Origin of the sequence: Alteromonas sp. BL110 (assembly GCF_003443615.1) — a bacterium.
GTDB lineage: Bacteria > Pseudomonadota > Gammaproteobacteria > Enterobacterales > Alteromonadaceae > Alteromonas.
This window is the reverse complement of record NZ_CP031967.1, coordinates 3,351,701-3,372,210: the sequence shown is the minus strand read 5'-3', so window position 1 is coordinate 3,372,210 and position 20,510 is coordinate 3,351,701. Positions and strand designations below refer to the sequence as shown.

Below are 20,510 nucleotides of genomic sequence, written 5' to 3'. Positions count from 1 at the left end.
GATAATTTTGCTTTACAGCGACTATTCGCCTTCAAATTCACAAATTGAATAACTTTCGATATCAAGCTTATTCAATTTTTGCTCGCCGCCTAAGTCTGGAAGATTGATGATAAAACCTGCGTGGTTTATTTCTCCACCAAGTGAACGAATTAACTTTGCAGATGCAGCAATAGTGCCGCCGGTAGCAAGTAAGTCATCAATAAGAAGGACTTTATCGCCGGGCTCTATAGCATCTTTATGGATCTCCAATGTATCCATGCCATATTCCAGCTCGTAGCTTTCGCTCACTACTTCGCGAGGAAGTTTATTGGGTTTTCTTACTGGAACAAAACCAATGCCCATTTCGATGGCCAATGGCGCACCAAATAGGAAACCGCGCGCTTCAGTACCCGCGATTTTGGTGAAGCCCATACCCTGATACTTTTCTACAAGTAACGAGATACAGCTACTGAATGCTTTGTGATCTTCTAAAACGCTAGTCACATCTCTAAATAAAATACCTGGCTTTGGATAGTCAGGTACGGTTTTCACTACTGATTTAATATATTCTGCAGTCACAATTATGCCTTGAATGTCTGCGTTATAACCAGAAGGTGAACCAGCCGGCGATGATATGCATCAACGGGAACGCGATTAGAGTTACTAGCGATGCTAGAAAGTACCACTTGTTATAGACTTCTTTGAAATCTGAATTGTTAGCCATTTGCACTACCTAAACAATTTTTGTGAACAAAAAAATGGTGCTAAATGTTAATCGAAAGCAAGCCCGATTGACAGCGCTAATGTGACTGATCGCTCACTTTCAATACAGATCCTAGCGAAAGTTTAATATAAAGCAGCTAAATACTGTTTGTTAGTGAACATACGGGAATCAATATTCCCTTTTGTAGCATATCTATAAGAGTTTGGTTCATGCCATTTATAAGCACATTCGAAGGTATTTGCGGAAGTTGTCGGCATAAAGACTTAGCCAATTGGTCTATTTCCATTCCTTTTTCACTTTGTTCCAGTGTGTTGACTAAAATAGCAGTAACCGGATTAACATGAGCAAATTGCACGTTATAGTTGCGATCTCTATAAACTATATAGAACTGCTGTTCTTGGGATGGTTTACCAGGAATGTAATCTTCACCTATCAGGTGAACTTCATATTGGTATAAAGCTAACGAGGCATACGGTGAAACACTAACGGCGGTAACATTGTTTTCTTGCTGATAGAACTCAACATTGTCTTCATTCTTTCTAATACTGACGTCAAGCTCGAGCCACTCATAGTGAGCAAGTTCCGCAGCAAAGTCAGGAAGAGTAATATCGAAAGATGGCTCTGTTGAAAGGTACTCAACAAACTCTTTGCTGATCTCAGAAAAATAAGGCGAGCGACATTCATGCTCAATAAAGAACTGACGAACGATACTTTCCCACCCTTTTGCACCATACATTTTGAACACGATTGCTTTCAAAACTGGAAACGCGGTACTCACGAAATTGTCTATATTATTAAAAAATAATGACTGATAGATTTTCATTCGGCGGGCGTTATCACTGTCAGTGTTTCGATAGGTTTGTGGATCTTTTATCGCCTCGACGAACGATTTTTGGGTTCGCTGAAAAGATTGCGTCATGCGACGCTTCCTTTTACGAATGACCTTCTAGCCACTTCACACCTTCTTTGAATCTGTTTAATTTTCCTCACTTCCGTCAATAATTCGCTTAGAGGAGGAATATTGAAGTCACGTTCTAGCAAAGTCGGAAATACGCCGTGGGTAAGGTAAGCATGTTCTAACAGCTCCCATACTGGCTCAATGACATCAGCACCGTGTGTATCAACCTTTAGGTCCTCGGCTTCGTCATAGTGCCCGGCAATATGCCCATAAACGATTTTGTCAGAGGGTAAACCGTCGATAAATGCTTTTGCGTCATATTTGTGGTTAATACTGTTCACGTACACGTTATTTACATCAAGAAGCATCTGACATCCCGATTCTTTTAATATACTTGCAGTAAATTCCAATTCATCCATTTCCTGGCCGGGTGCAATGTAATAAGAGACATTCTCTAAAACCAGCGGTCGCTCGATAATATCTTGAACTTGAACAATTCGAGATACAACGTGCTTAATTGCGTCTTCAGTAAAAGGTATTGGCATAAGGTCATACATATGACCGTTGCCGGAACAAAAACTTAAGTGTTCGCTGTACAGTGCAATATTGTTGGCATCCAGGAATCGCTTTACCGTTTCCACAAACTCAATATCCAGTTTGTCACTACTGCCGATAGACAAAGATAAACCATGAGTTGTAAAAGACGATTGCGAAGTCGCTTGCTGAAATTGTTCTTGGTATTTTCCACCAAGAGGGATCCAGTTTTCAGGTGCTACTTCCCAAAAATCGACCTCAGTTGGCAACGTTGGTAAAAGCTCTTTTAGCATTTCTCTACGAAAACCTAAGCCAGCGCCATTGATGTCTTTCATATTCTCCCCTTCTACCCCATGGGATTGCATAATAGCAATGTATGTCATAAGACAAAAATGGCTATCATTCGACAGCCATTTGTACAAACCGTAACTCGTGTAACCTTACATAATTCTATTTCAAGCTACACGACGTTATTTAAATGACGATTACATGCTGCCGCATTTTCCTTCGCCACACTTGCCTTCTTTCTCAGCTTTCTTGTCGCCGCCACATTTACCTTCGCCGCACTTGCCTTCTTTTTCAGCTTTCTTGTCTCCGCCGCATTTACCTTCGCCGCACTTGCCTTCTTTTTCAGCTTTCTTGTCTCCGCCGCATTTACCTTCGCCGCACTTCCCTTCTTTCTCAGCTTTGTCGCCGCCGCATTTACCTTCGCCGCACTTACCTTCTGCAGCGAATTGGCTGTAACCAGATTCTAATGCTTGCATACCAAATGGATTTACATCTGCTACTGCAACTGTTGACGCCAAAGAGCCAATTACAACAGCACCCAACGCTGTAGCTACTGATGATTTTTTAATTTGTTTCATTGATCTACCCTCAATAATATTAGTTATGTTTGACGTACAGTAAGCACTGTGTACTTTAAAAGACCTTGCTGGCTTAAAGGATATTTCACAAAAATTAAATTTTTTACAATGATCTCTTATCTAACTGATATTACTTATTTTTACATAGGTTTAAATACACATTAAAGCTTCAATAAGTAACAAGTTTTGGGGTCAGAGTCTGAGGGATCCCCCATTTTTGAGTGTTTGCTGGGGGAGGAATGGGCTTAATATACTTTAACCCCATTACTTTTTTCAGGTGCACAAAGCAAAAAAACCGCCGTTAGGCGGGTTTTTCTTAATGGGACCTGGCAGTCTGGAGGGCCAGCCCGTCTTACTCTCACATGGGGCTGGGCCGGTCACCGGAACCCCACACTATCCCACTATCCCTGCGCCGGTCACCGGTCGGCGCTAATACGTTTCACTTCTGAGTTCGGGATGTGGTTGGTCGCCAGGCATTGGGCCGACATGTCGGTCAGGTGGTACCGTATCGCTATGGCTGCCAGGAAAAAAAATGGAAGAGTAATGGGGTCAGAGTCGTGACTCTGACCCCATTATTTTTTTCTGGTGCAGAAAGCAAAAAACCCGCCGTTAGGCGGGTTCTTCTTAATGGGACCTGGCAGTCTGGAGGGCCAGCCCGTCTTACTCTCACATGGGGCTGGGCCGGTCACCGGAACCCCACACTATCCCTGCGCCGGTCACCGGTCGGCGCTAATACGTTTCACTTCTGAGTTCGGAATGGAGTCAGGTGGTACCGTATCGCTATGGCTGCCAGGAAAAAAAATGGAAGAGTAATGGGGTCAGAGTCGCGACTCTGACCCCATTACTTTTTCTTTGCTGCAGAAAGCAAAAAACCCGCCGTTAGGCGGGTTCTTCTTAATGGGACCTGGCAGTGTCCTACTCTCACATGGGGAAACCCCACACTACCATCGGCGCTAATACGTTTCACTTCTGAGTTCGGAATGGAGTCAGGTGGTACCGTATCGCTATGGCTGCCAGGAAAAACTGGTAACAATCTAGAAAACTGGATATCAATTCAATCAGTGAGTAACTACTTTTCACTCTACTTACTTTAGCTTGTCTACAACACTCAGAAGTCCAAAGCTTCTTGGGCGTTGTATGGTTAAGCCTCTCGGGCAATTAGTACAGGTTAGCTTAACGCCTTACAACGCTTCCACACCCTGCCTATCAACGTCATCGTCTATAACAACCCTTCCAGAACTTAAAGTTCAGGGATGACTCATCTTTGGGCCGGCTTCCCGCTTAGATGCTTTCAGCGGTTATCCGTTCCGAACATAGCTACCGGGCAATGCCATTGGCATGACAACCCGAACACCAGCGGTTCGTCCACTCCGGTCCTCTCGTACTAGGAGCAGCTCCCATCAATCATCCAACGCCCACACCAGATAGGGACCGAACTGTCTCACGACGTTCTAAACCCAGCTCGCGTACCACTTTAAATGGCGAACAGCCATACCCTTGGGACCGACTTCAGCCCCAGGATGTGATGAGCCGACATCGAGGTGCCAAACACCGCCGTCGATATGAACTCTTGGGCGGTATCAGCCTGTTATCCCCGGAGTACCTTTTATCCGTTGAGCGATGGCCCTTCCATACAGAACCACCGGATCACTATGACCTACTTTCGTACCTGCTCGACGTGTCTGTCTCGCAGTTAAGCTAGCTTATGCCATTGCACTAACCTCACGATGTCCGACCGTGATTAGCTAACCTTCGTGCTCCTCCGTTACTATTTGGGAGGAGACCGCCCCAGTCAAACTACCCACCAGACACTGTCCACAATCCCGATAAGGGACCAATGTTAGAACATCAAACATACAAGGGTGGTATTTCAAGGACGGCTCCACACAATCTAGCGACTGTGCTTCAAAGCCTCCCACCTATCCTACACATGTAGGTTCAATGTTCAGTGCCAAGCTGTAGTAAAGGTTCACGGGGTCTTTCCGTCTAGGTGCGGGTACACAGCATCTTCACTGCGATTTCAATTTCACTGAGTCTCGGGTGGAGACAGCGTGGCCATGGTTACACCATTCGTGCAGGTCGGAACTTACCCGACAAGGAATTTCGCTACCTTAGGACCGTTATAGTTACGGCCGCCGTTTACCGGGGCTTCGATCAAGAGCTTCGTCCGAGGACTAACCCCATCAATTAACCTTCCGGCACCGGGCAGGTGTCACACCCTATACGTCCTCTTACGAGTTTGCAGAGTGCTGTGTTTTTAATAAACAGTCCCAGCCACCTGGTCACTGCGGCCTCCATTTGCTTACCACGCGAAGTGTTCACAAACAGAGGCGTACCTTCTCCCGAAGTTACGGTACAATTTTGCCGAGTTCCTTCACCCGAGTTCTCTCAAGCGCCTTAGTATTCTCTACCTGACCACCTGTGTCGGTTTGGGGTACGGTTCATATAATCATAAGTTTAGAAGCTTTTCCTGGAAGCAGGGCATCAACAACTTCACTCCCTTGGGAGCTCGTCTCGCGTCTCAGCTTTAAGAATCCGGATTTACCTAAATTCTCGGCCTACTCGCTTTCACTTGGACAACCAACGCCAAGCTTGCCTAGCCTTCTCCGTCCCTCCATCACTGATTATATAAGTACGGAAATATTAATCCGTTTCCCATCGACTACGCATTTCTGCCTCGCCTTAGGGGCCGACTTACCCTGCCCTGATTAGCATGGGACAGGAAACCTTGGTCTTCCGGCGTGGGAGTTTTTCACTCCCATTATCGTTACTCATGTCAGCATTCGCACTTGTGATATGTCCAGCAAGCTTTACAACTCACCTTCATCCACTTACACAACGCTCCCCTACCCAGCATAGTAAACTATGCTGCCGCAGCTTCGGTATATTGCTTAGCCCCGTTACATCTTCCGCGCAGGCCGACTCGACTAGTGAGCTATTACGCTTTCTTTAAAGGGTGGCTGCTTCTAAGCCAACCTCCTAGCTGTCTATGCCTTCCCACATCGTTTCCCACTTAGCAATATTTTGGGACCTTAGCTGGCGGTCTGGGTTGTTTCCCTCTCCACGACGGACGTTAGCACCCGCCGTGTGTCTCCCGGATACTTCTCATTGGTATTCGGAGTTTGCAAAGGGTTGGTAAGTCGGGATGACCCCCTAGCCTTAACAGTGCTCTACCCCCAATGGAATTCGTCCGAGGCTCTACCTAAATAGATTTCGGGGAGAACCAGCTATCTCCCGGTTTGATTGGCCTTTCACCCCCAGCCACAAGTCATCCCCTGACTTTTCAACGTCAGTGGGTTCGGTCCTCCAGTTGATGTTACTCAACCTTCAACCTGCTCATGGCTAGATCACCGGGTTTCGGGTCTATACCTAGCAACTAAACGCGCAGTTAACACTCGCTTTCGCTACGGCTCCGCTATTCGCTTAACCTTGCTACTAAATATAAGTCGCTGACCCATTATACAAAAGGTACGCAGTCACCCCGAAGGGCTCCCACTGCTTGTACGTATACGGTTTCAGGTTCTATTTCACTCCCCTCACAGGGGTTCTTTTCGCCTTTCCCTCACGGTACTGGTTCACTATCGGTCAGTTAGGAGTATTTAGCCTTGGAGGATGGTCCCCCCATATTCAGTCAAGATAACACGTGTCCCGACCTACTCGATTTCACTGTAAAGATTGCGTCGTGTACAGGGCTATCACCTTGTATCGCTCCTCTTCCCAAAGGATTCCACTACATTCAATACAGCTTAAGGGCTGTTCCCCGTTCGCTCGCCGCTACTAGGGGAATCTCAATTGATTTCTTTTCCTAAGGGTACTTAGATGTTTCAGTTCCCCTCGTTCGCCTCGTTACACTATGTATTCATGTAACGATACCTGTAAACAGGTGGGTTTCCCCATTCGGACATCTGTGGCTCAAATGCATTTTGTCGGCTCACCACAGCTTTTCGCAGACTTACACGTCCTTCATCGCCTCTAACTGCCAAGGCATCCACCGTATACGCTTCGTCACTTAACCATACAACCCCAAACAGCCTTTTGACTTCTGCTTAAGTTATGTCGCATGAATGACAAGCTAATCGGAAGAATTGCCTTGCTATCTTTTTGCTAATCGGCTTGCCGATTGGCACGCTTTTCAGCGCTTTTAGATAACAAGCAATTCAGTCAAGTAGAGTAAAAAGTACGTCTTTCGACTTCTCAGTTACTCAATTTTGATTGATTACTATTAATATCAGCTTTCCAAATTGTTAAAGAACATTCGCAAAATGACGAGTCATTTCACTTTAGAGTAAAAAACCCTAATCAATGCTTACTGAAACAGTAAATATTCATTAGGATTTATCGTCTATTACGACACTTTCTACCTTTATCGCCTTCCTTTTATAAAGCAAGGAAATGGTAGGCTTGGGCAGACTTGAACTGCCGACCTCACCCTTATCAGGGGTGCGCTCTAACCAGCTGAGCTACAAGCCTATTTTTCGAGGCGGTCGGCGTTATGACCTCACCGCTCTTATTCGAGGGCAGGGCTGCAACCATCCGAGCTACAAGCCTTCAGTACTTCGCTTATGCAAGCTCAGTGTCAAGTAGATGGTGGAGCTAAGCAGGATCGAACTGCTGACCTCCTGAATGCAAATCAGGCGCTCTCCCAGCTGAGCTATAGCCCCATAAACTTGTGTCGTTCTTCATTTTTAAACAAGACTATCTGTGTAGGCACTGCATCAAGTGCGTCTTACGACGTAATGGTAAGGAGGTGATCCAACCCCAGGTTCCCCTAGGGTTACCTTGTTACGACTTCACCCCAGTCATGAAACACAAAGTGGTAATCGTCCTCCCGAAGGTTAGACTAACTACTTCTTTTGCATCCCACTCCCATGGTGTGACGGGCGGTGTGTACAAGGCCCGGGAACGTATTCACCGCAGTATTCTGACCTGCGATTACTAGCGATTCCGACTTCATGGAGTCGAGTTGCAGACTCCAATCCGGACTACGACATTCTTTAAGGGGTCCGCTCCACATCACTGTCTCGCTTCCCTCTGTAAATGCCATTGTAGCACGTGTGTAGCCCTACACGTAAGGGCCATGATGACTTGACGTCGTCCCCACCTTCCTCCGGTTTGTCACCGGCAGTCTCCTTAGAGTGCCCAACTTAATGCTGGCAACTAAGGACAAGGGTTGCGCTCGTTGCGGGACTTAACCCAACATCTCACGACACGAGCTGACGACAGCCATGCAGCACCTGTGTCTGAGTTCCCGAAGGCACCAATCTATCTCTAGAAAGTTCTCAGCATGTCAAGTGTAGGTAAGGTTCTTCGCGTTGCATCGAATTAAACCACATGCTCCACCGCTTGTGCGGGCCCCCGTCAATTCATTTGAGTTTTAACCTTGCGGCCGTACTCCCCAGGCGGTCTACTTAGCGCGTTAGCTTCGCTACTCACGACTTAAAGTCACAAACAGCTAGTAGACAGCGTTTACGGTGTGGACTACCAGGGTATCTAATCCTGTTCGCTACCCACACTTTCGCACATGAGCGTCAGTCTTTGGCCAGGGAGTCGCCTTCGCCACTGATGTTCCTCCAGATATCTACGCATTTCACCGCTACACCTGGAATTCCACTCCCCTCTCCAAGACTCTAGTCTGCCAGTTCTAAATGACCATCCCAGGTTGAGCCCGGGGCTTTCACATCTAGCTTAACAAACCGCCTGCGTGCGCTTTACGCCCAGTAATTCCGATTAACGCTCGCACCCTCCGTATTACCGCGGCTGCTGGCACGGAGTTAGCCGGTGCTTCTTCTGTTGTTAACGTCACGGCTAGCAGGTATTAACTACTAACTTTTCCTCACAACTGAAAGTGCTTTACAACCCGAAGGCCTTCTTCACACACGCGGCATGGCTGCATCAGGGTTTCCCCCATTGTGCAATATTCCCCACTGCTGCCTCCCGTAGGAGTCTGGACCGTGTCTCAGTTCCAGTGTGGCTGATCTTCCTCTCAGAACAGCTAGAGATCGTTGCCTTGGTAAGCCTTTACCTTACCAACTAGCTAATCTCACTTGGGCCTCTCTCTGCGCCGGAGCCTAAGCCCCGTTTGGTCCGAAGACATTATGCGGTATTAGCAGTCGTTTCCAACTGTTATCCCCCTCGCAAAGGCAAGTTCCCAAGCATTACTCACCCGTCCGCCACTCGTCAGCGAAGTGCAAGCACTTCCTGTTACCGTTCGACTTGCATGTGTTAGGCCTGCCGCCAGCGTTCAATCTGAGCCATGATCAAACTCTTCAATTAAATATATCGAAATATGAATCGTCGTTATGTTGACACTCTTAACGAGTGCCCACACAGATTGTCTTGTCTAAATTGTTAAAGAACATAGTGCAGAATCATGACGCTTTTTGTCGTGGCTTCTGCGCAAGGAGGACCAACATAACTCTCAGTTGATTCGTTTTCCTTGCTAGTGGACAACCTTGGTCGTCGCAATTCACTAGAAGCCGTTGCTTCTTAGTGACTCACCCTGTTCGAGTGAGGTGCGCATTATACGCTGGAAGTTTTCGTTGTCAACACTTTTTGAAAATTTATTTTCTGAAGCGTTTCTTCTAAACTCCCGTCTTTACTGGCCTATGTAGGTAGTAGAGACTTACTTCAGGAGGGTTGCTGTTTTGCTTTTCCCCCGAAGCGGATGCGCATTTTAGGGAAATGAGCGCTCACGTCAACACTTATTTTAAATAAATACAAAAAAAGCGACCGTTCGGTCGCTTTTCATTCTATTCGTTTATTTTGCAGGCAGAATTATCGAAAAGAGCTCTGTTTAATAACACTAAAAGAGATTTACCGTCTTTTCATAAGAAATAGAATTGCCTATTTGCTATTTAGAAACGTCTTCACTTTCGCTTTGGTTCTTTTTATCAGCATTGAAGTCCGCGTCTTCTTCGTGATCGCCTACTACGTCGTCTAACGTCACTTTCTCTACCGTGCGGAAAGTATTAATAGGTCCTGCCAGTGCATACAAAGCAAATACTAAAAACAATACAAGCGCTGGCTCTGTTGCAACAACAACGAATATAAGAAGTACTAATAGAAGGCCAACGAATGGAACCTTTCCGTGCCAGTTAACTTCTTTAAAAGAATTATATTTAAAGTTACTCACCATAAGTAAGCCAGCTAACCCAGTTACCGCGGCCACAATTAACCCATAATCAGTCCCTACTGCGTCATACTCGACACCAACCCACACGAGACCGGATACAACTGCCGCTGCCGCTGGACTAGCAAGACCCTGGAAGAAGCGCTTATCAGCGATTCCAACCTGTGTATTGAAGCGAGCTAAACGCAATGCTGCGCCCGCTACATAGACAAATGCAGCTAACCAACCCAGCTTGCCTAGCTCTGTTAATCCCCAATTATAAGCAACTAGCGCGGGAGCCATCCCAAAAGAGACCATATCGGCCATAGAGTCATACTCAGCGCCGAAATCACTTTGCGTATTTGTCATTCGAGCTACGCGTCCATCCAGACCATCAAATATCATTGCCACAAAAATTGCGACAGCGGCTGCTTCAAAGCGGCCGTTCATTGATGATACAACAGCAAAGAAACCAGAAAACAAACCTGCTGTTGTTAATAAATTGGGAAGTAAGTATATCCCTTTACGTTTTTGTTCAGACATATGTCCTCGTACTTCTACATGTAATTGAGTTAATTATTTCATAGATATGCAAGAAGGCATAGCAAAGTAAAGATACAGCCAGCTTCCACACATTAATTGCTGCGATGTTACATTCAAAAAGCTATGTAATACATTTAGATGAGCCCACCTTAACAAATGAGGATAATGCACAAAGGCTAGTAATTTAGAACCTACTTCCTTACTTACCTTACCAATCTGTAATAACTAGGTATACGGCCACATACCTTAAACAGGTCACCGTTCATATATCATACAACCCCATGTTGAAATTAAGTACTTCCTAGAAAAGTGTGTGCGTATAGATAGTACAACACTTGGAAGGTTTGTACTTGAAGCGCTATGCGCTTTTTATATAGGAAAGTAATGATGCGATTACTAGACAAAACCTTTTCTTCCAAAACCGTGCTGTTGCTTTCGATAGCGTTGGTATCGACGCTGAGCGCCAATTTAGCATTTGCTACTTCTTATAAAAAACATGATTACTCTTATTGCGGCTCATCGGGTAGCAGCAATACCCAGAGCAAACAGTGTAACTCGCCGCTGGGCGAATATACCTATGACCTAGTCGACGACGGTGTTTACAATAGCGTTAACCCTGATAACTCTCCCGTGGAGATTGATGGCGTAAACATTTCTTTATCTGCATTTTCAGATACTAATAATGTAAGTGGCGAAACAGTGGTAGCCGCTAGTCTACAAAAAATCTCAAATACTTGGGCTTATGGAATTACCAATAATGACGAAGCTTATTATAATGGTAATGCCGATCACGCTATAGACAACATCAACTACTATTATGAAGGTAGCCGAGCTGCTTATAAAAGTGGAATGACTAATGTTGAGCGTGATTATGACTTTGTACTGCTTTCATTTGACTCTGCAGTGACGCTTACTGGCGCGAGCTTTTCATGGCTATATAGTAGTAATGATAGTCAAGTTTCAGTAGCTGCCTTAAGTGACACTTCTGCTTTGACCTCTGGTGTGAATACATGGAGTGATATTGTTGCAGATGCGCTTACTTCGGCATCTTACGACATCGAGAACTGTGACTACCTAGAACACCGTGCCGATTTTGCGTTCACTGAGTCAGCACAATATTGGCTCGTAGGGGCATACAACACGGTATTTGGCAATATTGGTGGGTACATTGGTAACGATGCTTTTAAACTTGCTAATGTTGGTTTCTCTGTAAGTGAAACCACTGACAATTCCCCGCCTACAGCAGTCTCTGAGCCTGGAACAATTGGTTTATTGATGGCTTGTTCGATATTCGTCATGTGGCGCCGAAAAAAAACTATTTAAGAAAATTAGACTTTAGATCACTGACAGGTGGTACAACCTGTCAGTTTTTTTTACTACACCCTATCCCATAAAAATATAATACTTTTAAAACAACGACATAGAGATTGGCACGAACTATGCTTTAAATGACATAATATAATTATTTCCTAGTATCAGAGTCGTATGTATGAAGTTAAGAAAATTAATAATAGTTATGTCAGTAGTGTCTGCCTTTTCTGCACATGCAACCGACAGTAGCCTCAACGAATATTCATTAGTCACAGACGGTATTAGTTATACCCTTTCTCCAGATAGTTCTAGCGGGACCTCAATAACCATCGATGGCACTACCGTTTATGTCGGAGTTACTTCTTGGGCAGATACTGGGTACTATAATGGTAATTACGACACTTGGAGTGGCGGTTATTATGATGGTACGTACTATCAAGCCGAAAATGATGATCGAGTTGTTAATCAGGGAAGTTTGAATGATTACGGTGAAGGCTTTGGTTTAGTAAACAATGATATATACCGAAATGAACGCAATAGGTACAAGGGCGATCAGCACTCTATTGATAATTATGATGCAGATAAAGGCATTGCAGATTTCGATATGATCTTACTTTCGTTCAGCACTGATGTGAAGCTTACAGACGCTTCGTTTTCTTGGGTGAATAATTTCGGCAGCAATCCAGATAGCGAAAACGAAGTCACTGTTGTAGGTTTAGATGATGTTTCGTTATTTTCTAGTGCTCAAGACTTTACTTGGGCCGACGTAGCTGAGACAACTATTTCTTCCGCGGTAGGTCACTATGGCGTAAGCAATACTAAAGTTGGTGATTCTTTTGTATCAGAGTTCACCGACTCGACCTTTGCTCAGTATTGGCTTGTCGGTGCATATAATACTTTTTTCGACGACAGTACTTCTTCAAACAACTTCGGGTTTAAGCTTAGTTCTTTAGGTATTGAACTAGCAAAGAATGATACTACACCGCCCCCACCTACGCAGGTTAGCGAACCAGGCGCCCTTGCACTTATGAGTTTAGGTTTAGGTCTTGTTCTTTATAGACGTAAGCGTCGCGTTTAATTGTTTAAAAACGCCTAGAAAACACGTATCTTTAAAAGGTGGCTTAGGCCACCTTTTTTTATGCTATTTTTAAGCCAGTAGCTAGGCGAAATTTCGAAGGTTTATATGGATTTTTTTAATAATAAAAAGCGTTTTGTACAACGCGCTATTGTCTCTGCAGTTGCCTCTTCTTTAATCGTATTCAACAGTTTCGCAACTACCTCAGAAGACTATGAAAAGGCCCTAACTGCCTTTAACGAAAACGAATACGATGAAGCCTATATCCATCTTAAAAATAGCTTGCAAAAAGACCCAGAAAACCTGGCTGCTAAAATACTAATGGGCGAGATACTACTTATTAATGGCTACCTTACCGCGGCCGAGATGGAGTTTGTAGAAGCGCTGGAAATGGGTGCCGATATTAACCTTTTGGCAGAGCCGCTGGGCAATACTTGGCTTTTCTTAAACAGATACCAGGAGATTGTAGACTTTTCTGATTTGACCAAGCTATCGGGTGATGCAGAGCGTGAATGGTTAATGATTCGTGCAACCGCGTGTATTAGATTGGAAGACGAGCAGTGCGCCTTACGCGACTACAACACCATCGTTTCCCGTACACCAGACTTCGTGCCTGCCATTAATGGTCTAGCCTCTATTGCCCTTCAAAATGAAGACTTATTTAAAGCAAGTTCTCTTATCAATAAAGCCATGTCGTTAGAACCAGAAAACGCAATAACATGGCGTTTGAAAGGGCAACTGGCATATCGACAGGGAGATACTGACGCGGCAACTGCACATTTACAAAAAGCCCTGACGTTTAACCGCGACGACCCTATTGCCCTGCGTAATCTGGTAGATTTGTATTTAGAAGCGAAAGACTATGATACAGCAAAGCTATTCGTCGATGAGATCATTGAAGACACACCTAACGATCCTCTGGCCATTTTACTCAATAGCTGGTTGCAAAGCAGAGACAACCAACAAGCTATTGATAACGAGAAGCTAAAAGAGCTTAATGATTTTATGGCGCAGCTTGACCCTGAGCTCATAACTTCTCAACCTATGTTGCTCTACATAAGCGGTTTAACAAACTTCTTTAATAACAACATGGAAACTGCCGCAAAAGACTTTAATGGCTATTTGCAACAAGAGCCTGATGACTTACAGGCAGTATTGATGCTAAGCCAAGTCTATATGGCGACTCAGCAAGATAAAAAAGCGCTTTCCCTGCTTGAACGCCATCAAAATGCGTTGATAGAGGACCCTGACTCTGCCCTTCTTCTAGGTGACTTATTTATTCGCCAAAATAAAGCGTTTAAAGCTGAACGCTTATTACAAAACCTTGAATATAAGTATCCGAATGAGAACAAACTTCAGCTGTTTAAAATCAAATTGATGGCTGCCAGAGGTAAACAGAGCGAAGCGCTATCAATTCTTGAAAAAAATCTGTCGACCTACAAAGATAATCCAGGTTTTCTATTCACTTATTCATTAATGAATTTACAAGCGCAGCAATTCGATAATGCGCTGAAGGGTGCAAATTTACTAAGTAAGCTTTTTCCTGATGAAGCCGAAGTGTACAACCTAAAAGCCGGCATTCTAATTAGGCAAGGTCAATTGGCGGAAGCTAAAGACAACATCGAGAAAGCGTTAGCGCAAAACCCTACCCTCTTTCCGGCAAAATTCAATTTAGCAGCTACAGAAAGTCGTTTAGGAAATGTAGATAAATCTAACCAACTTGTAGAAGAGTTACTTGCTTTGTCCCCTCAGCATAACGAAACATTAATGCTAAAGGCGTTTAATTTAACCAAAGCGGGGAACGTAGAAGACGCGAAGCAAATTTACCTCGATATACTAACGCTCAATCCTTCGAATATCGGCGCTAGGGAACGCGTTTCTTCTTTGTATCAGCAACAGGGCGACACTAAGAACGCTCTGTATCATTTAGATTTGCTTATAAAAGATGATTTCGACAATGCTGACTACCTTCTTCGTAAAGCTGCCCTTCAGCTATCAAATAATCAGCGTGCAGATGCAGAAAAAACGCTAAGTATTGTGAGAAATTTTATTAACGACGATGCTGGAAAGCTGATCGCCTATGCCGACCAAGCTCGCAATTTAGGAAACAACGAAAGCGCCCTAGATGCCATGGCTCGCGCGCACGAAATAGCCAATACAAGTACGTTTGTTACTTTGCGCTATACGAGCTTATTGTTAGATTTGCAGAAAAACGATAAAGCACAGTCGCTGTTAGCAACCATTCCTGCAAACCAGCAACAAAGCCCGGTTTACCATTTTCTTAAGGGCAGATTGGCTGCGAATAAGGGTAATGATGAAAGCGCAATTGACGATTATGTAAAAGCACTAGACGTGGACGCTTCTTTTGCACAGGCGTTTATTGCGCTCTATAACTACGCATTAAACGAACAGTTTGTTGATGTATTTTTGCAAACCGCGCGCAAACTAGCGAGTGAAAATGAGAACAACTTGCTGGCGAAAAATCTGCTGGCTCAGTACCTTTTCTTTATTCAAGAGTTCGAGGAATCAACAGCACTCTATAAAGAGCTTATTGAAGAGCCCAACCTACTTAATCCAGCCGAAGCCTTTAACCGTTTAGCGATAATGCATATCGAAAAGTCTCTGGTTACCGCGAAAAACTATGCGCGACAAGCATATGAGCTGCAACCTAACTCTTCAAAGATACTAGATACCTTCGGGCACATCAAAGCGCTACAGGGAGATTATGAGGGCAGTCTCAAAATGCTTAGAGACGCTTTCGCAAGGGACGCAAACGACCCCAACATTCGCTATCATCTTGGCTACACGCTTGCAAAACTCAATAGAGTTGAGGAAGCGAAAAAAGAGTTAGAGTATGCAGTAAATGTAGAACGCCCTTTCTTTAGGCGTCCGCAGGCTAGAGCATTATTAGAGAGCCTTTAAGGCTCTCTTCATATGTAGCTATAAACAGCACGAACAATTGCGTTTGTGCTTCTCCATCTTACCAATGCCTGGGTTAAAAGTATTGGTAGGGTCTAGTTCTCTGTAAAACTGCTGTAGAGTGCTTTCTGCTTTATACAAATGCCCAACATTATGTTCGGCAGGATATTTAGCACCGCGGCTATCTAATAGTGCCAACATGTCTGCTTTGACTTTGTGAGCGTCGCTGCCCTTCTTAAGTATGTAATCTTGATGGAAAACATGGCAAAAGAAATGGCCGTAATAAAGCGGCTTTTCGACATGTTTAGCTATGTGCTCAGGCAACGCTTCTACCCAAAACTCGTCATTGCGGCGCAAGGCAATATCTAGCGCTAAAATATCCCCTACTTGTTTGTGACGCATCATTTGATAGCGCACTGCTGCCCCCGCTGCGGCGAAACGCAACAAAAACGCTTTAGACGCTTCCTCTTCATTACAAGTAATGTAATCACCATCTAGCTTCTCTTTCCTGAACAGCTTGGCTAATAGTGTTTCTGCCTCTTCAATACCGCCATCACTCATTTTAAGGATAAGGTGGTGCTCGTACTTGTCGCGGTAGGCTCTTAAACTTGAAGGAATTTGGTCAGAAAAAAACTTACTTCCAAACTGCATTGCTCTGTCACTTAGGTAGCGAGGCATAAAAGGCAGTTTGTTAAGTGCAGCATCTACCCTCCCTTTAATTGCAAACATTTTAGGTAGTGAGTCAGTGCCTAAACGTTCAATACTCAATATCGTATCTTTGCCATACACATCTGCAATATCAAACATTTCTCTATGCAGGTATTCACCTACTTCAGGAACGTTATCGAACGTCGACAAAATATCTTTGCGGATACGGGTAAGCACATCAGCATCGTTTGTACCGATATAAAACGTTTGTTCTTTTTTAGGCACTTCAAATGTGTCTAATCGCACGGCAAAAACGGCGATTTTACCGGCGCAACCGCTAGCTTCATAAAGCCTTGATGGGTCTGCATTAAAGCGGCTAGGCGTATCAGCATTAACATCGCGAACTATTTGTTCATAGTCACTTGCTGACGCTTTCTTACTGGTTTCTGGGAGTGATTTTGAAAAGTTGCCTGAAGCGAGGTTACCGATAATTTCTTCAGGTGTATCACCCAAGTCTATTCCTAAGTGATTAACCAGCTTTAGGTCACCGTTAGCATCTATTTGAGCGTATAGCGATAGCTCCGTATAAGCGGGCCCTCGTTTTACCAATGCGCCGCCAGAATTGTTAGCAACACCACCAACGATAGATGCCCCCAAACACGACGACCCAATCACTGAATGCGGCGCGCGTCCAAGTGGTTTCAACATTTTCTCAAGCTTAAACAAGGTTGCCCCAGGAAAACTCAATACCTGCTTACCATCGTTTATTAGAACGATATCGTCCATGGCTAAAGTGTTAATAACCACCACAGGTCTATCGTAATCATCGCCGCTTGGCGTAGAGCCTTCGGTTAACCCGGTTTTGGCAGCCTGCATTATGATGATGCAGTTATATTTAACGCAAACCTTAAGGACTTCCCAATATTGCATGAGCGTGCTTGGAAATAGCACGGCCAATGCCTCACCCTCGCCCGATCGCCACCCTTTTCGGTAGTGCTCTGTCTGGCGTTTTCCAACGGCCAGATTACTTTCCCCGAGTACGCGTTTAAATGCGCTAATGATTGGGGCTTGTTGCATGTATGACTCCTAACACTCACGGTGAGATTGCTCTAGCGGTTAAACTAAAGGAAAAGGCGATGATAAAGCAATAATAGGGCAAGAAAAAAGGCACTGTTTCCAGTGCCTTCGAGTCAAAGATTTGGTTTCTTGATTAACTGCTTACTACGAATAGTCCGCTGTCGTCAGCATCAATACGAATGGTGGACTCGGGTAATAACTCACCCGCTAGCAGTTGCTGGGCAAGTGGATTTTCCACCTGTACCTGTATCGCACGCTTAAGCGGCCTTGCGCCAAACACAGGGTCGAAACCGGCGTCTGCTAACTTATCCATTGCCGCAGCAGAAAGAGTAAGTTTATAACCTTTTTCCGCTAGTCGTGCTCTAAGAGAAGCTAGCTGTATTTTAGCAATAGACTTAATTTGCTCTTTACCCAACGGATGGAATACCACAATATCATCTACGCGGTTTATAAATTCAGGCCTGAAATGCTGCCCGACTACACTCATTACCGACGCTTTCATATCGTCATACTGGCTTTCGTTGTGCTTATCTTGAATGATGTCTGAACCTAAATTAGACGTCATGATCACAACCGTATTTTTAAAGTCTACCGTGCGCCCTTGTCCATCAGTTAAACGACCGTCATCCAACACTTGAAGCAAAATGTTAAATACGTCTGGATGTGCCTTTTCAACCTCATCCAATAAAATGACCGAGTAAGGCTTGCGACGCACCGCTTCGGTTAAGTAGCCACCTTCCTCATAGCCAACGTAGCCAGGAGGCGCACCGACTAAACGAGCGACCGAGTGTTTTTCCATAAACTCAGACATATCGATACGCACCATGGCATCTTCAGTATCGAACATGAAGCCAGCCAAAGCTTTACATAACTCAGTTTTACCCACGCCCGTCGGCCCTAAAAACAGGAATGAGCCAATAGGACGGTTTGGATCGGCAAGCCCGGCGCGTGAACGGCGAATAGCATTTGATACCGCTTCAACTGCCTCTTCTTGCCCAACCACCCGTTTGTGAAGCACGTCTTCCATACGCAACAGTTTCTCGCGCTCGCCCTCTAGCATTCGTGCCACAGGTATACCTGTCCACCGAGAAAGCACATCAGCAATTTCAATGTCTGTTACTTTGTTTTTAAGTAACGTGGTCTCCCGGGTCTCATTTTCAGCCGCTTGCTCTAACTTTGCTTCCAGTTCAGGAATACGGCCGTACTGAAGTTCCGACATACGGTTTAAATCGGATGCACGTCGGGCAATTTCTAAATCTAGCTTTGCTTGTTCAAGCTCCCCTTTGATGGTTTGGGTGCCCTGCATGGCGTCCTTTTCATCCAGCCATACTTTCTCAAGCTCGGCGTACTTGGTTTCGGCTTGCTCACGTTCTAGTTCAATCATTTCAAGGCGCTTATGACTTGCATCATCCGTTTCTTTAGCAAGCGCTTGCTCTTCCAACTTAAGCTGGATGATACGCCGCTCTAATCGGTCCATATCTTCTGGCTTTGAGTCTATTTGCAAACGAATGCTAGAGGCCGCTTCATCAATAAGGTCGATGGCTTTATCGGGCAATTGACGGTCACTAATATAACGATGCGACAAACTTGCCGCTGCGACAATGGCAGGGTCAGTAATATCTACGGAGTGATGGAGTTCATAGCGCTCTTTTAAGCCTCGAAGAATAGCAATAGTGTCTTCTACGCTTGGCTCTTCAACTAGTACCTTTTGGAAACGGCGCTCAAGTGCTGCGTCTTTTTCAATGTACTGACGATATTCGTCTAATGTGGTTGCTCCCACGCAGTGCAGTTCACCGCGTGCCAAAGCTGGTTTCAGCATATTCCCAGCATCCATGGCACCATCGCCCTTCCCTGCGCCTACCATGGTATGCAGCTCATCTACGAATAAGATGACGCGACCTTCTTCTTTAGCGAGTTCGTTGAGCACGGCCTTCAAACGTTCTTCGAACTCTCCGCGATATTTTGCACCGGCTACTAATGCGCCCATATCTAGGGCAAGGACACGCTTATTCTTCAAGCCTTCAGGTACTTCGCCGTTAATGATGCGCTGCGCTAACCCCTCAACAATGGCAGTTTTACCTACACCTGGCTCACCAATAAGCACGGGGTTATTTTTGGTTCTGCGCTGTAGCACTTGAACCGTTCGACGAATCTCTTCATCACGTCCAATTACCGGGTCAAGCTTGCCTTGTTCGGCTCGTTCGGTTAAATCTGTAGTGTATTTTTCGAGTGCTTGTCGAACATCTTCTGCGTTAGGGTCTGTCACTTTTTGCCCCCCACGCATGTCATCAATAGCAGCTTCAATAGCGTCTTTGGTGATATTCAGACTTTTGAAGATTTCACCCAACCGCCCTTTATCTTCAAGGGCTGCCAACACGAAGATTTCCGACGTTATATACTCGTCTTTTCGCTGCTGGGCTATTTTGTCGCAAAGATTCAGCAAAATACCACTGTCTTTGCTTAATTGAACATCGCCACCAATGCCTTCAATTCTAGGAAGGCGTTCAATAGCCTGACTTAATGCAGAGCGTAGCGCATTAACATTGATGTTTGTTTGGTCAAGTAAAGGGCGTACTGAACCACCTTGCTGGTTGAGCATGGCAGTCATTAAATGGACAGGTTCAATATATTGATGGTCTCGCCCCAATGCGAGTGATTGAGCATCGGATATCGCGAGCTGAAATTTACTGGTAAATCTATCTAATCTCATAATCTCAACCTAATAAGTGAACAACTATACCTGCGGTAACACCCCGCGATTACGAACATTTTAACTCTCGCTGAGTGGGTAATGCTCTATGCGCAGTGGTATTCTTTATGTTCTAGTT

At 44.9% G+C, this 20,510-nt stretch carries 11 protein-coding genes, 2 tRNA genes and 4 rRNA genes; 3 read left to right on the top strand and 14 right to left on the bottom strand.

The window, feature by feature from the left end; all coding sequences use genetic code 11:
• Positions 1-21: 21 nt before the first annotated feature.
• The 12 genes from apt to pssA all read right to left on the bottom strand — a co-directional run bounded on the left by apt (position 22) and on the right by pssA (position 10,652).
• Entirely contained in the window at positions 22-558 is a 537-nt protein-coding gene (apt, locus tag D1814_RS14555) for an adenine phosphoribosyltransferase (RefSeq protein WP_118493473.1), read from the bottom strand.
• 22 nt (positions 559-580) lie between these two features.
• Positions 581-703, bottom strand: coding sequence for a hypothetical protein (locus D1814_RS19730; RefSeq protein WP_257720278.1), 123 nt, complete (start codon positions 701-703; stop codon positions 581-583).
• 136 nt (positions 704-839) lie between these two features.
• Positions 840-1,622 carry an HvfC family RiPP maturation protein gene (locus D1814_RS14550; protein WP_118493471.1) on the bottom strand — a complete coding sequence of 261 codons (783 nt, stop codon included), beginning with the start codon at positions 1,620-1,622 and terminating at the stop codon, positions 840-842.
• A complete protein-coding gene (locus tag D1814_RS14545; protein WP_118493469.1) occupies positions 1,619-2,470 on the bottom strand; it encodes an HvfB family MNIO-type RiPP peptide maturase in 852 nt (283 codons plus the stop codon). Before D1814_RS14545 ends, D1814_RS14550 begins: the two co-directional genes overlap by 4 nt.
• A 150-nt stretch (positions 2,471-2,620) precedes the next feature.
• Positions 2,621-3,001 (bottom strand): HvfA family oxazolone/thioamide-modified RiPP metallophore, encoded by a 381-nt coding sequence (locus D1814_RS14540; protein WP_118493467.1) that lies wholly within the window; start codon positions 2,999-3,001, stop codon positions 2,621-2,623.
• 704 nt (positions 3,002-3,705) lie between these two features.
• Positions 3,706-3,795 (bottom strand): 5S ribosomal RNA (gene rrf, locus D1814_RS14535).
• A gap of 108 nt (positions 3,796-3,903) precedes the next feature.
• Positions 3,904-4,019 (bottom strand): 5S ribosomal RNA (gene rrf, locus D1814_RS14530).
• A gap of 119 nt (positions 4,020-4,138) precedes the next feature.
• Positions 4,139-7,016 (bottom strand): 23S ribosomal RNA (locus D1814_RS14525).
• A gap of 378 nt (positions 7,017-7,394) precedes the next feature.
• Positions 7,395-7,471, bottom strand: a tRNA-Ile gene (locus tag D1814_RS14520).
• Between the two features lie 115 nt (positions 7,472-7,586).
• Positions 7,587-7,662, bottom strand: a tRNA-Ala gene (locus D1814_RS14515).
• A 79-nt stretch (positions 7,663-7,741) separates the two neighbouring features.
• Positions 7,742-9,274 (bottom strand): 16S ribosomal RNA (locus D1814_RS14510).
• The 16S, 23S and 5S rRNA genes sit together here with 2 tRNA genes alongside, the layout of an rRNA operon.
• Before the next feature lie 577 nt (positions 9,275-9,851).
• Positions 9,852-10,652 carry a CDP-diacylglycerol--serine O-phosphatidyltransferase gene (gene pssA / locus D1814_RS14505; protein ID WP_118493465.1) on the bottom strand — a complete coding sequence of 267 codons (801 nt, stop codon included), beginning with the start codon at positions 10,650-10,652 and terminating at the stop codon, positions 9,852-9,854.
• 387 nt (positions 10,653-11,039) lie between these two features.
• On the opposite strand from pssA, the gene xdp1 (D1814_RS14500) reads away from it, so the two are divergent.
• The 3 genes from xdp1 (D1814_RS14500) (at position 11,040) to prsT (ending at position 15,960) form a co-directional block, all read left to right on the top strand.
• Positions 11,040-11,975, top strand: coding sequence for an exosortase-dependent surface protein XDP1 (gene xdp1 / locus D1814_RS14500; RefSeq protein ID WP_118493462.1), 936 nt, complete (start codon positions 11,040-11,042; stop codon positions 11,973-11,975).
• A 166-nt stretch (positions 11,976-12,141) separates the two neighbouring features.
• On the top strand, positions 12,142-13,041 hold the full coding sequence (xdp1, locus tag D1814_RS14495; protein ID WP_118493460.1) for an exosortase-dependent surface protein XDP1: 900 nt from the start codon (positions 12,142-12,144) through the stop codon (positions 13,039-13,041).
• A 105-nt stretch (positions 13,042-13,146) separates the two neighbouring features.
• Entirely contained in the window at positions 13,147-15,960 is a 2,814-nt protein-coding gene (prsT, locus tag D1814_RS14490) for an XrtA/PEP-CTERM system TPR-repeat protein PrsT (RefSeq protein WP_118493458.1), read from the top strand.
• Between the two features lie 18 nt (positions 15,961-15,978).
• Here the strand turns inward: prsT and dld are convergent, their stop codons facing one another.
• Positions 15,979-17,682: a D-lactate dehydrogenase gene (gene dld / locus D1814_RS14485; protein ID WP_118493456.1), complete on the bottom strand. Its 1,704-nt coding sequence runs from the start codon at positions 17,680-17,682 to the stop codon at positions 15,979-15,981.
• A 133-nt stretch (positions 17,683-17,815) separates the two neighbouring features.
• A complete protein-coding gene (gene clpB / locus D1814_RS14480) occupies positions 17,816-20,392 on the bottom strand; it encodes an ATP-dependent chaperone ClpB (RefSeq protein ID WP_118493454.1) in 2,577 nt (858 codons plus the stop codon).
• Between the last annotated feature and the right edge of the window lie 118 nt (positions 20,393-20,510).

Excerpts from the sequence above, each read along its gene's own strand:
- D1814_RS19730 (WP_257720278.1), bottom strand. The coding sequence starts at position 703 with ATGGCTAACAATTCAGATTTCAAAGAAGTCTATAACAAGTGGTACTTT.
- D1814_RS14550 (WP_118493471.1), bottom strand. The coding sequence starts at position 1,622 with ATGACGCAATCTTTTCAGCGAACCCAAAAATCGTTCGTCGAGGCGATA.
- D1814_RS14545 (WP_118493469.1), bottom strand. The coding sequence starts at position 2,470 with ATGAAAGACATCAATGGCGCTGGCTTAGGTTTTCGTAGAGAAATGCTA.
- D1814_RS14540 (WP_118493467.1), bottom strand. The coding sequence starts at position 3,001 with ATGAAACAAATTAAAAAATCATCAGTAGCTACAGCGTTGGGTGCTGTT.
- pssA (WP_118493465.1), bottom strand. The coding sequence starts at position 10,652 with ATGTCTGAACAAAAACGTAAAGGGATATACTTACTTCCCAATTTATTA.
- xdp1 (WP_118493462.1), top strand. The coding sequence starts at position 11,040 with ATGCGATTACTAGACAAAACCTTTTCTTCCAAAACCGTGCTGTTGCTT.
- xdp1 (WP_118493460.1), top strand. The coding sequence starts at position 12,142 with ATGAAGTTAAGAAAATTAATAATAGTTATGTCAGTAGTGTCTGCCTTT.
- prsT (WP_118493458.1), top strand. The coding sequence starts at position 13,147 with ATGGATTTTTTTAATAATAAAAAGCGTTTTGTACAACGCGCTATTGTC.
- dld (WP_118493456.1), bottom strand. The coding sequence starts at position 17,682 with ATGCAACAAGCCCCAATCATTAGCGCATTTAAACGCGTACTCGGGGAA.
- clpB (WP_118493454.1), bottom strand. The coding sequence starts at position 20,392 with ATGAGATTAGATAGATTTACCAGTAAATTTCAGCTCGCGATATCCGAT.